Genomic DNA, 14129 nt, shown 5'->3' on the forward strand with positions numbered 1-14129 from the left:
ATGGATTCGACAACAAGTCATACCAAAGCTTCTTTATGGGCAGTGGGCTTAATGTTGTTTGCCCTGTTTTTTGGGGCGGGGAACCTGATTTTTCCGGCTTTTTTGGGACAGCAGGCCGGTGAAAACTGGCTTTCGGCGATGTTTGGCTTTTTGCTGACCGGGGCGGGTTTGCCATTGTTGGGCGTGATTGCCGTCGGCTATTCCGGTTCGCGTGATGTGGAGGCATTGGCTTCCCGTGTTGCGCCTTGGTACGGCGTGACTTTTGCCACGGCGCTCTATCTGGCAATCGGCCCTCTATTTGCCATGCCGCGTACGGCAACAGTGTCTTTTGAAACCGCGATTTCCCCGTTCATTGACGAATCTTGGAAAAACATCGCATTGGCCGTATTCAGCCTGGTGTTTTTTGGCATAACTTATTGGCTGTCAATTTCTCCGGGGAAGCTGGTTGACCGTATCGGTAAAATCCTCACGCCTGTTTTGTTGCTGTCAATTGCGATATTGGTCGGCTATGCCGCCATTAATCCGATGGGCGTGCCGCAGGCGGCGCAAGGCGATTTTGCCACTCATCCGTTGATTAAAGGCATTTTGGAAGGCTACGGCACCATGGATGCGCTGGCTTCGCTGGTGTTTGCCATTATCGTCATCGATGCCGTTCGCGCCATGGGCGTGGACAACCGCGCGGACTTGCTGAAGACCACGACGATTTCGGGCGTGTTGGCGGCTTCTTGTTTGGCAGTGGTTTACCTGTTTATCGGCTATATGGGCGCGACAGGTGTGGCCGGTATCGGCTTGCAGGAAAACGGCGCGTCGGTTTTGTCTAAAACTGCACAACACTATTTCGGTACGGCCGGTATTGTGCTGCTGGGCGTTATGGTGCTGCTTGCCTGTCTGAGCACGGCGGTTGGCTTGATTACTTCATGCGCCGAATATTTCAACCGTCTCTGCCCGGGTATTTCTTATAAAGCCTTTGTGATACTGAATACTGTGGTGTCTATCCTGCTGGCCAACAAAGGCCTGTCAGCGATTTTGCAGTTTTCCATCCCTATGTTGATGCTGTTGTATCCACTGACCATCGTCATCATTCTGCTTGCTTTGACGGATAAATTGTTTGGCGGCGGCCGTATTGTCTATTTCTGCACCATGATGGCGGCCCTTGTGGTCGGTTTGCTCGATGCCTATAAGGCCGCGTTTGGATTTAATGCCGACACCGCTGCTGCCATCGAGCGCGCATTGCCGTTTTACAATATCGGTTTGGGATGGGTTGTCCCCTCTTTAGCCTGCTTTATACTCGGCTGCATTTTGAATGCGGCGTTGAAGAAAAAAGCATGATGACAAACAGGCCGTCTGAAATGTTCAGACGGCCTGTTTATTTCGCCAACTACGCAAACGACAGATGATTTTTTTAAAGAAATCCGTTATAATTGAAAAGTTAAGGCTTTGCGAAATACCGTTTCGCAGATGCAACATATTGAGAAGATTTATTTCCACAAATCCCGTTTTTTGAGCAAACGACTTGAACTGAAGGCGGATTTCGTGGTATAAATCGCGTTTTACTATTTTAGAAGTTTGGAGACTAACCATGGCACGAGTTTGCAAAGTGACCGGTAAGCGCCCGATGTCTGGCAATAACGTATCACACGCCAACAACAAAACCAAACGTCGTTTTTTGCCTAACTTGCAATCACGTCGTTTCTGGGTAGAAAGTGAAAACCGCTGGGTTCGCCTGCGCGTTTCTAACGCTGCATTGCGCACCATCGATAAAGTAGGCATTGATGTCGTATTGGCTGATTTGCGTGCTCGCGGCGAAGCTTAATTTAAACACCATTAATTAAGGATTACTGCAATGCGCGATAAAATCAAACTGGAGTCCAGTGCTGGTACTGGTCACTTCTACACAACTACTAAAAACAAACGTACTATGCCTGGCAAACTGGAAATCAAAAAATTTGACCCGGTAGCCCGTAAACACGTTATTTACAAAGAAACTAAATTGAAATAATCCGGTTTCTTCCAAGAAAAAGCTCCTGTTTTGCAGGAGCTTTTCTTTTTTATTTCCCGATTGGTTTGGAGGCTTGTTTCAAATGTGTATGCAAGATATTTTTGAATTGCTTTAATAAGAGGCAAAATAAAAGAGCGTGTATCCATTGGGGTCACGCTCTTTTATTTTTCAGACGGCCTGATAGGGGATAAGCGGTCTTAAATCATGAATAAATATTCAACAACGACTTTAATGATCGACCTTGATGCCTTGATTGTCGGAATGTTGTTTTTTATCCAGCTCTTTTTGCAAGGTATCGCATGGCGTATCGCAATCGCACATTTTCTTCATACCGAGAGAGGAAATGCCGCCGCAGCTGCCTTTAATGGTGCGTTTGGAGAAAATATAGCCGACTGCCATGCCGAGGATGACAAGGATAAAGATACCGAAAGTAAGGAGGAGGGTTTTCATGTGTGTATTCCTAGAGGTTAGTTTAATAATTTCTTGAATGCGCTGGACATTTCAGTATGGTAGCCGCCTTGCGGAGTTCGGATGATAAGGAAAACGGCGAGATTTTCTTGCTCGGCAAGTTTAAGTGCTTCGGTTTCTCCGAGGACGAATAAGCCGGTTGAAAGGCCGTCTGCAAGTGTGGCGTTTTCAGCTACTACGCTGATGGAAGCAAGGTTGTGGCTGATGGGTTGTTTGGTTTTAGGGTTGATGATATGGGAAAGGCGGCGGCCTGACTTATCAACATGGAAAATGCGGTAGTCGCCGGACGTAGCCAGTGATTTATTGTCCAATGGAATGGTAATTTGGGTGGCGCCTCCTTGAACGATATTGGGCTGCTCGATGCCGATACGCCAAGGGTTGCCTTGCGCATTGTGGCCTTTGCCATGCAACTCACCCCCGATTTCTACCAAATAATTGCCGATATTGAGTTTTTCAAGTTCGGCGGCGGTTTTATCCACGCCAAAGCCTTTGGCGATAGAAGATAGGTCTAAATAGACTTCGGGATGGGTTTTGGCAAGTGTAGGCTGCTGTCCGTCTTGGGAAAGTTTGATTTTGTCTGTGCCGACCATTTCTGAAGCATGTTGGATTTCTTGCGCAGTCGGTTCGTGCGTGATTTCTTTTTGCGGGCCGAATCCCCAGAGGTTGACCAAAGGACCGACGGTTACGTCCAGTGCGCCGTGCGTTAGTTTGTTTAAACGCAAGGCTTCGCCGGTCACATAGGCAAAGTCTAGGGAAATGGGCATGGCCTGATTGACGGTGCGCAGCTGGTTGAATTGGCTGATTTCGGAATCGGTCTGGTAGGTAGACATTTGCCGATTGACTTCTTTAAGCGCGTCATCAATGCGTTTTTGTATTTCGGCAGGGGAGGGGAGTTTGTCTTGGCCGTCTGAAAGATATTTGACGGTATAGGTCGTGCCCATGGTCTCGCCTTGCAGGGTAATGGTTTGTTGTTTTTCAGGTTGGCAGGCAGAGAGTGTGAGCGCGGAAAGGATGGCAACGGTGCAACCGATTATCAGACGGTAAAACGAATTTGAAAGAAACGGCATAAGGGATTTGCGGATTATTTTTTGAAGCCTTTATTGTATCGTAAAAGAAAGGGTCAGGCCGTCTGAAAGTATAGTTTTCAGACGGCCTAGAAATAAAAAAAGGAAGAAACCGTAGTTTCTTCCTTTTTGTCTGTTAGCCGCCGAAATCGTCCAAGAGGATGTTTTCGTCTTCCACGCCCAAGTCTTTGAGCATTTTGATTACAGACTGGTTCATGATTGGAGGGCCGCACATGTAGAATTCGCAGTCTTCCGGTGCCTCATGGTTTTTCAGGTGGTTTTCGTAAACCACGTTGTGAATGAAGCCTGTGTAACCATCCCAGTTGTCTTCAGGCAATGGGTCGGACAGGGCGACGTGCCATGTGAAGTTCGGGAATTCTGCTGCGAGTTGGTCGAAGTCTTCAACATAGAACATCTCGCGTTTAGAACGTGCACCATACCAGAAGGTAATCTTACGTTTGGAGTTCAAACGTTTCAGCTGGTCGAAAATGTGGGAACGCATCGGAGCCATACCCGCACCACCGCCGATAAATACCATTTCGGCATCGGTGTCTTTGGCGAAGAATTCGCCGAACGGACCGGAAATCGTTACTTTATCACCGGGTTTAAGCGACCAGATGTAAGAAGACATTTGTCCCGGAGGCGCATCGGGTACGCGCGGAGGCGGCGTAGCGATACGCACGTTCAGCATAATGATGCCTTTTTCTTCAGGGTATGAAGCCATAGAGTAGGCACGCAAAATCGGCTCGTCCACTTTGGAAACGTATTGCCACAGATTGTATTTATCCCAGTCTTCGTGATATTCCTTAGGAATGTCGAAGTCTTTGTAGGCAACGGTATGCGGCGGGGCTTCGATTTGGATGTAGCCGCCGGCACGGAAGGGGACTTCTTCTCCTTCGGGAATGGCAAGCTTGAGTTCTTTAATGAACGTGGCTTTGTTGTCGTTGGAGATGACGGTGCATTCCCATTTTTTCACGCCGAACACTTCTTCCGGCACTTCGATGTCCATGTCAGTTTTGACGTTGACTTGGCAGGACAAACGGCAGCCTTCGCGTGCTTCGCGTTTGCTGATGTGGGACAACTCGGTCGGCAGAATGTCGCCGCCACCGCTTTTCACGACAACGCGACACTGACCGCATGAGCCGCCGCCACCGCAGGCGGAAGGAACGAAGATACCTTGGCTGGCAAGCGCACCCAGCAGTTTGCCGCCGGCAGGCATCGTCAGCTCTTTTTCGTTATTGACTTTGATGGTGATGTCGCCTTCGCTCACCAACTTGGATTTGGCAAACAGAATCATCAGTGCCAAAACCAAGACGATGAGGGTAAACATCACGATACCTAAAATAATCTCCATGCCGATTCCTTTCTTATAACTGGATGCCGGAGAACGACATAAACGCCATTGCCATCAGGCCAGCGGCGATAAAGGTAATGCCCAAGCCTTTGAGGCCTTTAGGGACATCCGAATATTTCATTTTTTCGGTAATGCCCGCCAAAGCGACAATAGCCAAAAGCCAGCCTAAACCTGCACCGAAACCGTATACGACGGACTCGCCGAAGTTGTATTCGCGTTGCGCCATAAACGATACGGCACCGAAAATCGCGCAGTTTACGGTAATCAGAGGCAGGTAGATACCCAATGCGTTGTAGAGGGCAGGGACGAATTTATCCAAGAACATTTCCAAAATTTGCACCAAAGCGGCAATCACGCCGATGAAGGTGATGAATTTCAGGAAGGTCAGGTCCACGCCTTCAACCAGCGCGCCGTCTTTCAACAGCGAGTAAACAAGTTGGTTGGCAGGGACGGACAGGCCGAGTACGAAAGTTACAGCCACGCCCAAACCGAATGCAGTGGATACTTTTTTAGATACCGCCAAAAATGTACACATCCCCAAGAAGAAGGAAAGTGCCATGTTTTCCAGAAAGACGGATTTTACAAAGAGGCTTAAGTAATGTTCCATGTGTTATTTCTCCGCCTGTTCAGGTTTCCAAGTGCGCAGACCCCATACCAAGAAGCCGATGATGAAGAACGCGCTAGGGGCAAGCAGAAACAAGCCGTTGGTTTGATACCAGCCGCCATCTTGTACGGTTTGGAAAATGGTGTAGCCAAAGAGCTTACCTGAGCCGATCAGTTCGCGGATGGTTGCGATGATGATTAACATCATGCCGTAACCTGCGCCGTTACCGATACCGTCAACCAAGCTTTCCAAAGGAGGCTCTTTCATGGCGAATGCTTCGGCGCGGCCCATCACGATACAGTTGGTAATAATCAGGCCGACGAATACGGACAGCTGTTTGGACAGCTCATAGGCAAAGGCTTGGAGCAGTTGGTCAACCAGCGTTACCAAGGAAGCAACAATCGCCATTTGCACAATAATACGGATGCTGTTGGGGATGTAGTTGCGTACCAATGAGATGAAGAAGCTGGAAAAACCGGTTACCAAAGCTACGGAAATACCCATTACGATGGCCGTCTGAAGTTTGGTGGTAACCGCCAAAGCCGAACAAATACCCAAAACCTGCAAGGCAATCGGGTTGTTGTCGATAAAGGGTGAGAACATCAAATATTTCAAGCGTTTCATGTCAGCCATTATTGTGCTCCTGCTGATTTCAATTTGTTCAGGTAGGGGATATAGCCGTTTTCGCCGAACCAGTAGTCGAACGAACCTTGCACACCTTTAGACGTCAGCGATGCGCCGGAGAGGGCATCTACGCCGTGTTCTTTGTCTGAGCTTGCGCCTTTGCCGACGTGCAGGGCAAGTTTGCCTTGTTCGTCAAAGAGTTTTTTGCCGACGAATTTTTGTTGCCACAACGGATTGCCGATTTCGCCGCCCAAGCCTGGAGTCTCGCCTTGGTCGTAGTAGGTAATGCCGTTGATGGTATTGCCGTCAGGTTGGATGGCGACGAAGCCGTACATGACTGACCACAGACCGTTACCGTGCATAGGCAGGATGATTTGGCTGACTTTGCCGTCATCGCCTTTTACCAAATAAACTTCGGTGTATTTGGCGCGGCTCTTGATGCCTGCCAAATCGTCTTCAGGTTTGATTTGGATGCTTTGGGCAGGGTCTTTGCCGGCAACGCGTGCGCTGAAGTCTTTAGGCGCATCGGCGACGTATTCGCCGGTTGCCAAGTCCACGACACGTTGCTCGATACGCTCGGCAAAGGTTTTGCTGATGTCGGTGTTTTTATCCATCAAACCGGCTACGCTCAAGATATAGCCTTGTTTGTCTTGGAGTTTTTGTTTCTCTTGGATTGGTTTCAAGCCGACGACCGCACCAGCAACGATGATGGAACAAATCAGGCTGACAACCAATACCACAATCAGCGTGCCGCTGAAGCTGTCTTTATCGAATTTCTTAGCCATTGCTGCGCGCCTTTCTGCGTTTGATATTCGCTTGTGCAACGAAATAGTCGAAAATCGGGGCAAACAGGTTGGCAAACAGAATCGCCAACATCATGCCTTCGGGGTAAGCAGGGTTGACCACGCGGATCAACACGCACATCACACCGATAAGCGCGCCGTACCACCATTTGCCGACATTGGTAAAGGAAGCGGAAACCGGGTCGGTCGCCATAAACAGCATACCGATGGCGAAGCCGCCGACTACCAAGTGCCAGTACCAAGGCATGGAGAACATGGCGTTGGTGTCTGAACCGATGAAGTTAAACAGAGAAGACATGGCAATCATACCGATCATCACACCGGCAATAATGCGCCAAGAGGCAATGCGGGCAAACACGATAAACGCGCCGCCGATTAAGAGCGCCAAAGTGGATACTTCGCCGATTGAGCCGGGCACGTTACCGATAAACGCATCCATCCAAGAGATGTTTTGACCGGTTACAGCGTTTTTCAGGCCGTCTGCACCGTGAGCCGCCCATTGTGCCAAAGCAGTGGCACCGGAATAGCCGTCAACCGCAGTCCAAACGGTGTCGCCGGTAATGTTGGCAGGGTAGGCGAAGAACAGGAACGCACGGCCTGCAAGCGCAGGGTTCATGAAGTTTTTACCTGTACCGCCGAATACTTCTTTCGCAACCACAACGCCGAAAGAAATACCTAAAGCCGCTTGCCACAAAGGCAGGGTAGGAGGAACGATCAAAGCAAACAGAATCGAAGTCACGAAGAAACCTTCGTTGATTTCGTGTTTGCGTACAGTGGCGAACAAGACTTCCCAGAAGCCGCCCACAACAAATACAGTCGCGTAAATCGGCAGGAAGAAAATCGCACCGAAGAGCATTTTGCTCAATACGCCCGCTTCAGACGACATATTGATGCCCAAAGCGTTGGCAAGGGCGTAATGCCAGTCGTTGGCGATATTTTGTTGCAACAAATCAGGCGTTAACGCACCAAATGCCTGCACGCCGACGTTGTACATACCGTAGAACATGGCAGGGAACAAAGCCAGCCACACCAAAATCATCATGCGCTTGGAGTCGAGCGCGTCGCGGACGTGGGCCGCTTTGCGTGTTACCGCGCCGGATGTATAAAAAATCGTTGCCGCAGCTTCGTAGAGGGCAAACCATTTTTCATGTTTGCCGCCCGGTAGGAAGTGCGGTTCGATTTTTTCAAGAAAATGTTTCAAGCCCATAATCAGCCTTCCTTCTCAATGGTTTCCAGCACCTTGCGCAACAGCGGGCCGTATTCGTATTTACCCGGGCAGACGAAGCTGCACAAAGCGAGGTCTTCTTCGTCCAATTCCAAGCAACCCAAAGCCTGCGCGCTGTCGGTATCGCCGACGATTAAATCGCGCAAAAGCAAGGTAGGCAGGATGTCCAGCGGCATCACGCGCTCGTAAGTGCCGATGGGAACCATGGCGCGGTCGCCGCCGTTGACGGCTGTCGTGAACTTGAAGAGTTTGTTTTTCAGGAAATGACCGAGGGTCGTACGCGTAATCGAGTATTTGTCCGGCTGCGGCGCAACCCAGCCGAACAGCTCTTTGCTGCGGCCTTCTTCGATAACGGAAATCTGATTGTGGTAGCGTCCCAAATAATCATGCGCACCTTGCGCAATCGCGCCGTTCAATACCGAACCGGAAATCACGCGATTGTCCGCGTCAACCAATTCGCCGGCGGTAATTTGCGACACCTTCGCGCCCAAAACGGTACGCAAGAGGCGCGGTTTGTTGACTTGCGGACCGCCCAAGGCAACCACGCGCTCGGTATTCAGACGACCTGTTACGAACAAACGTCCGATGGCAATCACGTCTTGATAATTAATGGTCCACACGGTTTTATTCGCGCCGACAGGCTCGATGAAATGAATGTGCGTGCCACTCAAACCGGCAGGATGAGGACCACCAAATTCATGCGTTTCGATGTTGGCAGCGTTTTCAGACGGCACGTCTGCGCCTGCTGCTTTACACACATGGATTTTACGTTCGGTCAGGCGGCTCAATACCAACAGGCCGCGTTTGAAGTCTTCGGCGGCTTCTTTGATGATGACCGTAGGATCGGCAGCCAGCGGGTTGGTGTCCATCGCATTGACGAAGATGGCGAACGGCTCGGCATCGACGGCAGGGATTTTGCTGAATGGACGGGTGCGCAGCGCAGTCCACAAACCGGATTGGATCAGATTGCGGCGCACTTCTTCGCTGCTCAATTTTGCCAGCGCTTCAGGTGCGTAGCGTTCGAACTCGATTTCGTCGTTGCCTTCAACGGCAATCACGACTGACTGAAGTACGCGCTTTTCGCCACGGTGAATCGCGGCGATTTTGCCTGAAGCCGGAGCAGTAAATACTACGCCCGGATTCTTTTTGTCTTCAAACAGCACTTGGCCTTTTTTGACGGCTTCGCCTTCCTTGATTTTCATCGAGGGGCGCATGCCGACATATTCTTCGCCAAGCAACGCGACTTCGGTAATGGCCGGGCCGTCATAAATGACTTGCTCCGGTCTGCCTGCGATAGGCAGGTCTAAGCCTTTTTTTATCTTAATCATAAGGATGCGTTACTTTTTGGTGGGTTGAGATTCGGATGTCGGATTGTTTTTTTCAGACGGCATGTAATGTTTTGAAACAACGGATGGGCCGTCTGAAAAAGCAGAGGTTTGCTATAAAAACAACGAATAAACGCAAACAACAAAGCTTTAGATTTTATCAGGTATAGGCTGCTTTATGTCAGTTTTACGCTTATTTTTACGGGAAAAGTGGGAAAAAAGTAGGAATGTGTAATCGAGTGTTAAGGGAAATAATTTTTAACTGATTGATATTTAAACGCTATATTTGATGATATAGCTAAAAATAAAAGGCCGTCTGAATTTCAGACGGCCTCTAAGTTTAAAAGAGCTGCCAAACGAAGAAAACCATCGTATGCAGGGCAAACAGCGGTACCAATACAATCACCGACCATGCCATATAGCCGAAGAAGGAAGGCATCGGTACGCCGCGTTGTTCGGCAATGGCTTTGACCATGAAGTTCGGCGCATTACCGATATAAGTGAGCGCACCCATAAATACAGAGCCCATGGATACTGCCAGCAACGAATGGAACAGATGGCCTGTCATCAAGGCGTGGGCATCGCCACCGGCCATATTGAAGAACACCAAATAAGTCGGCGCGTTATCCAAGAATGCCGACAAAATGCCGCTCATCCAGAAATACATCACATTAATCGGATTGCCTGCCGCGTCGTGAACCAAAGAAACCACGGAAGCCAATGCGCCTGTTTCGCCGGCTTTCAAAATCGCCAAAACAGGTGAAATCGTAATGAAAATACCCAAAAACAGTTTGCCCACTTCGGCAATCGGCTCGAAGTTGAACTCATTACCTGCGCGTACCTGTTTGGGCGTAATAATCCAAGATACGGCGGTCAAAGCCAGCAAAATGCCATCGCGCATCAGGTTTTGCAAGGCGTAATGGCTGCCCAAGATTTCAAAGCCCGGATGATTTGGTTTCCACAAACCGGACAGCAAAACCGCGCCGACTACAGCGGCCAGTAACAGGAAATTCCATTTGCCGTAAATTTTGACTTTTTCTTCTTTATCGGAAGGAGTAGGAGCAAGGTGCTCGCTTTGTTCACGGTTGAAGTGTCGGCTGTCGATGATGTAGAAAATGGCCAGCAAAACCACAGAACTGATCAATACAGGCATCAGCATGTGTTTGACGGTCCACATGAAATCTACGCCTTTCAGGAAACCCAAAAACAACGGAGGATCGCCCAACGGCGTCAAGCCGCCGCCGATATTCGCTACCAAGAAAATGAAGAAAATCACGATGTGAACGCGGTAATGGCGATTATGGTTGGCTTTTAAAAGCGGGCGAATCATCAACATCGCCGCGCCTGTCGTGCCCATGACGGATGACAAAGCCGTGCCGACTGCCAACAGGGTGGTGTTTAATTTCGGCGAGCCGTGCAAGTCGCCGCTGACAAAAATACCGCCCGAAATGGTATAGAGCGCCAAAAGCAGCAGGATAAACGGAATGTATTCTTCAACTAACGCATGGGCAACGGTATGTACGCCGGCGCTGAAACCAAAGGTTACGATAAACGGCGTCAAAAACAGCAGCGTCCAAAACGCGGTAATTTTGCCGAAATGGTGGTGCCAAATACGGGAGAAAAACAGAGGCCCGAGTGCGATAGACAATAGAATCAGGGCAAACGGCAGCCCCCAAAGCAGGCTGGCGGACGAGCCGTCAAAATCGGATGCCGCTGCCGGGAAGGCGGCAAGCAGCAGTAAAAACGAGAGGTAGCGCATAGTATTTCCTTTTTATTCTGTTGCGCCGTTAGGAACTTTGTTGAGAAAGTACGGCGGTGAAATATTCAGGCCGTCTGAAATATCCAGACGAACTGCGCGGTTGTGTCAGGGGAAAGTATAACGCAAAGCAAGTGTTAAGGGACGGTTTAGAATATTGGAATCAAAAGAAATGTTGATACAAATAAAGAAATAAAAGGGAGGGAAGTAGTCGAAAGTAGTAGAAAAGTGGTTTTGAAACAGGGGTTTGAATTATCAATAATAATCCTATCAGAAAAACACTTTAGATTAATTTTAGCTAAAATTTACATTTGATTGAATAAATAAAGGCCGTCTGAAAAAATGAGGGTTGAATAGGGTGTTTTAGGTGTTACTGATTGTTTTGACAGATAAATTGGGTATGAAAACAAAAACAGGTGAGCGAAAATGCCCACCTGCTTTATTTTATGCTTCCGGCCGCAGCCACATCCACACGGCCACGCAGCTGCAACAGATTGACGATATGACACCGATCCACCAGCGTTCCGGAAACCGCCAAAACATCAACAGGCAGGAAAAGGTCATCATGCCGATAGCGAAAAACTTTGCCTTGCGCGGCACGGCGCCGTTGTTTTCCCAGTTTTGTATGATTGGGCCGAAATAGCGGTGATGATAGAGCCAATTGTGAAAGCGCGGCGAAGCCTGTGCCCAGCAAGTAGCGGTCAATAAAATAAAAGGCGTAGTCGGCAGAAATGGCAGGAAAATACCGATAATGCCCAAAACGAGCGACAATGCGCCGCAAAAGATCAATAGATGACGAACCATCTTCCATCACCAATTATTTGTTTTCAGACGGCTTGTGATGCGGAAATGGACAACGCGGAATATCCAACTTATCCCAGCCCTCATGCCCCATTTTTTCCAGCAACGCAATATTGCGGTCAAAAATTGCCGAGGCATCGGGAAATGCTTCAGCCGCTTTGGCAATACTGTCTTCACGAATCAGGTGTAAAGTCGGGTAGGGCGAGCGGTTGGTGTAGTTGCTGATGTCGTTGGCTTCTGTGCCTTCAAATTGGAAATCAGGATGGAACGGTGCAATTTGGACAATGCCTTCCAATTCGTTTTCTACAACGGCATCATCGGCGATTTCCAACATTTGGTTGAAAGTTTCAAAATCAGGGAACAGCGTTGGATGAACCAGTAAAGTGGTTTCCAATTCCGAAGCAGGCGTATTGCCCAGAAGCTGCAATTCACGATCCAAGTCTTCAAGGAAACCGTCCAAATGACGGGCTTCGCTGACAACGATGCGAACCAGATTTTTAACGTGCGGCGCTTTGGCAAACGGGCAGAGATTCAGCCCGATAACGGCTTTTTCCAGCCATTGTTTGGTATGTTCTGCAACAGTATGGGCGTCGAGATGGGCGGTGTCAGTCATGGTAAAAGCTTATGTGAATTATTCTTAAAAAGTATACAAGTGTATGGATGTGAACGCAAACCATAGAAATTTAAAAGGCCGTCTGAACAACAGACGGCCTTTATCAGTTTCAAATCATTAATCCTGAACCAAATGAACCAAAGGCAGAGCGGTCGTGTTTTTAATTTCTTTCAACACAAAACTCGATTGCGCATCTTGCACGCCGTGGTGAGAAAGCAGCGTATCCAAAACAAAATGGGAAAACGCGTTCATATCGGTAAAAAAGGCATGGAGCAGATAGTCGGTTTCACCTGTTAACGCAAAGCAGCTCAATACTTCCGGCCAAGCGCGGACAGATTCGGAAAAATCCTCGCGCGCATCTTTTGCCTTGCTAATCGATACACGGATAAAAGCCTGCAAACCCAAGCCCAAAGATACGGGAGAAAGCTGGGCCGCGTATTTTTGAATAATGCCCGCATCTTCAAGCTGTTTGAGACGGCGCAGACAGGGAGAAGGGGAGAGCGCCACCTTTTCAGAAAGCTCAACATTGCTCAACCGCCCATTTTCCTGCAAAACCTGCAGAATCTTTAAATCCGTTTTATCTAAATTCAGATGAGGCATGATGTTTCTCCCAATGTAGGCAATGTATGTTTTAAAAATGAAAAATGCTTAAAAATAAAGACTTGTATGGTTAAATTATATATTGAGTTCAGATGTGCGACAAATTGTCTTATCAGGAGTGTTGCGAATTTGTTTTATGTAGTGGTGAAAAGATGAAGGCCGTCTGAAACTAATCAAGATCAAAGTTTTATGTCATATTGTGATTAGGTATAAAGAGGCCGTCTGAAAATGAATTTCAGACGGCATTTATTTTCGTAATGTGATATTCAGGCTCTTAATGACCTTGTTTTGGAGAGTTTTGTTCTTTTGTTTTGATTCGTTTTCCGCGTTTGTATTTGGCTTTGTTTGGGGTGTTTTCTTCGCAATGTATTTTTGTGTTTTGGGAAATAAGCTTACAGGCTCTGTTTGCAGGATACAGGAAGGAAGTGTGTATCCATGGTGCCACCGCAAGACCAAACTGTTGTGCCTTTAGTACTACCTGTTTTTGCAAAACTTGGTGTCAGGTGGATTTCGGTATTCTTCACAGGAACAGCAGCTTGATTACCGATGGCGACAACAATAGTGCCGTTATCTTCAATACGGACAATCTTGACATAGTTACCGACTTTATTGTCGTCTGAAGCGAGTTGCTTGATATTTAGGTCAAGCGGTAAGCTACCTTTATCTGCATAGGCTTCTTCGACGTAGCTTTTCATACTGGCTGCCAGCATGATGCCTTCTGCTACTTGTGCTCTGGCAACATAGTTTTGGTATGCAGGAAGAGCCGCTACTGCCAAAATGCCGATAATGCCGATAACAATCATCAACTCAATCAGGCTAAAGCCGGTTTGGGCGTTGCGTAGTTTTTTCATTTTTTTGAGTATGTCGTTTTCTTATTTTTATTTTATAAAGCA

General features: G+C 48.2%; 16 protein-coding genes. 3 read left to right on the forward strand and 13 right to left on the reverse strand.

The features are described 5' to 3' along the window. From brnQ to rpmG, 3 genes are all read left to right on the forward strand, one after another. A complete protein-coding gene (gene brnQ, locus ACTHTQ_RS01035) occupies positions 1–1329 on the forward strand; it encodes a branched-chain amino acid transport system II carrier protein (protein WP_440362801.1) in 1329 nt (442 codons plus the stop codon). A 250-nt stretch (positions 1330–1579) separates the two neighbouring features. Further along, a complete protein-coding gene (gene rpmB, locus ACTHTQ_RS01040) occupies positions 1580–1813 on the forward strand; it encodes a 50S ribosomal protein L28 (RefSeq protein ID WP_002216391.1) in 234 nt (77 codons plus the stop codon). Positions 1814–1843: 30 nt separating this feature from the next. Continuing rightward, positions 1844–1999 (forward strand): 50S ribosomal protein L33, encoded by a 156-nt coding sequence (gene rpmG, locus ACTHTQ_RS01045; protein ID WP_003684373.1) that lies wholly within the window; start codon positions 1844–1846, stop codon positions 1997–1999. A 228-nt stretch (positions 2000–2227) separates the two neighbouring features. On the opposite strand, the gene nqrM is transcribed toward rpmG, so the two are convergent. The 13 genes from nqrM to ACTHTQ_RS01110 form a co-directional block, all read right to left on the reverse strand. Then, positions 2228–2449, reverse strand: a complete 222-nt coding sequence (gene nqrM / locus ACTHTQ_RS01050; protein ID WP_063069108.1) for a (Na+)-NQR maturation NqrM — start codon at positions 2447–2449, stop codon at positions 2228–2230. A 17-nt stretch (positions 2450–2466) separates the two neighbouring features. After that, positions 2467–3534: an FAD:protein FMN transferase gene (locus ACTHTQ_RS01055; protein WP_308887175.1), complete on the reverse strand. Its 1068-nt coding sequence runs from the start codon at positions 3532–3534 to the stop codon at positions 2467–2469. Positions 3535–3667: 133 nt separating this feature from the next. Next, complete coding sequence (nqrF, locus tag ACTHTQ_RS01060; protein WP_004519569.1) at positions 3668–4885, reverse strand: NADH:ubiquinone reductase (Na(+)-transporting) subunit F; 1218 nt, start codon at positions 4883–4885, stop codon at positions 3668–3670. A gap of 13 nt (positions 4886–4898) precedes the next feature. Further along, a complete protein-coding gene (nqrE, locus tag ACTHTQ_RS01065; protein ID WP_003684365.1) occupies positions 4899–5492 on the reverse strand; it encodes an NADH:ubiquinone reductase (Na(+)-transporting) subunit E in 594 nt (197 codons plus the stop codon). Between the two features lie 3 nt (positions 5493–5495). Beyond that, the gene (locus ACTHTQ_RS01070; protein ID WP_003684313.1) at positions 5496–6122 is read right to left on the reverse strand and encodes an NADH:ubiquinone reductase (Na(+)-transporting) subunit D; all 627 of its coding nucleotides are present in this window, start codon (positions 6120–6122) and stop codon (positions 5496–5498) included. After that, entirely contained in the window at positions 6122–6898 is a 777-nt protein-coding gene (locus ACTHTQ_RS01075) for a Na(+)-translocating NADH-quinone reductase subunit C (RefSeq protein WP_440362802.1), read from the reverse strand. Before ACTHTQ_RS01075 ends, ACTHTQ_RS01070 begins: the two co-directional genes overlap by 1 nt. Next, entirely contained in the window at positions 6891–8123 is a 1233-nt protein-coding gene (locus ACTHTQ_RS01080) for an NADH:ubiquinone reductase (Na(+)-transporting) subunit B (protein ID WP_440362803.1), read from the reverse strand. Before ACTHTQ_RS01080 ends, ACTHTQ_RS01075 begins: the two co-directional genes overlap by 8 nt. A 2-nt stretch (positions 8124–8125) precedes the next feature. Next, positions 8126–9469 (reverse strand): Na(+)-translocating NADH-quinone reductase subunit A, encoded by a 1344-nt coding sequence (locus tag ACTHTQ_RS01085; protein WP_101755846.1) that lies wholly within the window; start codon positions 9467–9469, stop codon positions 8126–8128. A 337-nt stretch (positions 9470–9806) separates the two neighbouring features. Then, entirely contained in the window at positions 9807–11225 is a 1419-nt protein-coding gene (locus ACTHTQ_RS01090; protein WP_440362804.1) for a sodium:proton antiporter, read from the reverse strand. Between the two features lie 441 nt (positions 11226–11666). Further along, positions 11667–12026, reverse strand: coding sequence for a YbaN family protein (locus tag ACTHTQ_RS01095; protein WP_049323898.1), 360 nt, complete (start codon positions 12024–12026; stop codon positions 11667–11669). A 13-nt stretch (positions 12027–12039) separates the two neighbouring features. Beyond that, positions 12040–12636: a DUF1415 domain-containing protein gene (locus ACTHTQ_RS01100; protein WP_440362805.1), complete on the reverse strand. Its 597-nt coding sequence runs from the start codon at positions 12634–12636 to the stop codon at positions 12040–12042. Positions 12637–12753: 117 nt separating this feature from the next. After that, positions 12754–13236: an Lrp/AsnC family transcriptional regulator gene (locus ACTHTQ_RS01105; protein WP_003684427.1), complete on the reverse strand. Its 483-nt coding sequence runs from the start codon at positions 13234–13236 to the stop codon at positions 12754–12756. Between the two features lie 392 nt (positions 13237–13628). Continuing rightward, a complete protein-coding gene (locus ACTHTQ_RS01110) occupies positions 13629–14087 on the reverse strand; it encodes a pilin (protein WP_440362806.1) in 459 nt (152 codons plus the stop codon). Positions 14088–14129: the final 42 nt, after the last annotated feature.

Source organism: Neisseria sp. P0020.S003 (assembly GCF_051957095.1).
Taxonomy (GTDB): domain Bacteria; phylum Pseudomonadota; class Gammaproteobacteria; order Burkholderiales; family Neisseriaceae; genus Neisseria; species Neisseria subflava.

Coding starts and splice junctions, on each gene's coding strand:
- brnQ (WP_440362801.1), top strand. CDS start 1: ATGGATTCGACAACAAGTCATACCAAAGCTTCTTTATGGGCAGTGGGC.
- rpmB (WP_002216391.1), top strand. CDS start 1,580: ATGGCACGAGTTTGCAAAGTGACCGGTAAGCGCCCGATGTCTGGCAAT.
- rpmG (WP_003684373.1), top strand. CDS start 1,844: ATGCGCGATAAAATCAAACTGGAGTCCAGTGCTGGTACTGGTCACTTC.
- nqrM (WP_063069108.1), bottom strand. CDS start 2,449: ATGAAAACCCTCCTCCTTACTTTCGGTATCTTTATCCTTGTCATCCTC.
- ACTHTQ_RS01055 (WP_308887175.1), bottom strand. CDS start 3,534: ATGCCGTTTCTTTCAAATTCGTTTTACCGTCTGATAATCGGTTGCACC.
- nqrF (WP_004519569.1), bottom strand. CDS start 4,885: ATGGAGATTATTTTAGGTATCGTGATGTTTACCCTCATCGTCTTGGTT.
- nqrE (WP_003684365.1), bottom strand. CDS start 5,492: ATGGAACATTACTTAAGCCTCTTTGTAAAATCCGTCTTTCTGGAAAAC.
- ACTHTQ_RS01070 (WP_003684313.1), bottom strand. CDS start 6,122: ATGGCTGACATGAAACGCTTGAAATATTTGATGTTCTCACCCTTTATC.
- ACTHTQ_RS01075 (WP_440362802.1), bottom strand. CDS start 6,898: ATGGCTAAGAAATTCGATAAAGACAGCTTCAGCGGCACGCTGATTGTG.
- ACTHTQ_RS01080 (WP_440362803.1), bottom strand. CDS start 8,123: ATGGGCTTGAAACATTTTCTTGAAAAAATCGAACCGCACTTCCTACCG.
- ACTHTQ_RS01085 (WP_101755846.1), bottom strand. CDS start 9,469: ATGATTAAGATAAAAAAAGGCTTAGACCTGCCTATCGCAGGCAGACCG.
- ACTHTQ_RS01090 (WP_440362804.1), bottom strand. CDS start 11,225: ATGCGCTACCTCTCGTTTTTACTGCTGCTTGCCGCCTTCCCGGCAGCG.
- ACTHTQ_RS01095 (WP_049323898.1), bottom strand. CDS start 12,026: ATGGTTCGTCATCTATTGATCTTTTGCGGCGCATTGTCGCTCGTTTTG.
- ACTHTQ_RS01100 (WP_440362805.1), bottom strand. CDS start 12,636: ATGACTGACACCGCCCATCTCGACGCCCATACTGTTGCAGAACATACC.
- ACTHTQ_RS01105 (WP_003684427.1), bottom strand. CDS start 13,236: ATGCCTCATCTGAATTTAGATAAAACGGATTTAAAGATTCTGCAGGTT.
- ACTHTQ_RS01110 (WP_440362806.1), bottom strand. CDS start 14,087: ATGAAAAAACTACGCAACGCCCAAACCGGCTTTAGCCTGATTGAGTTG.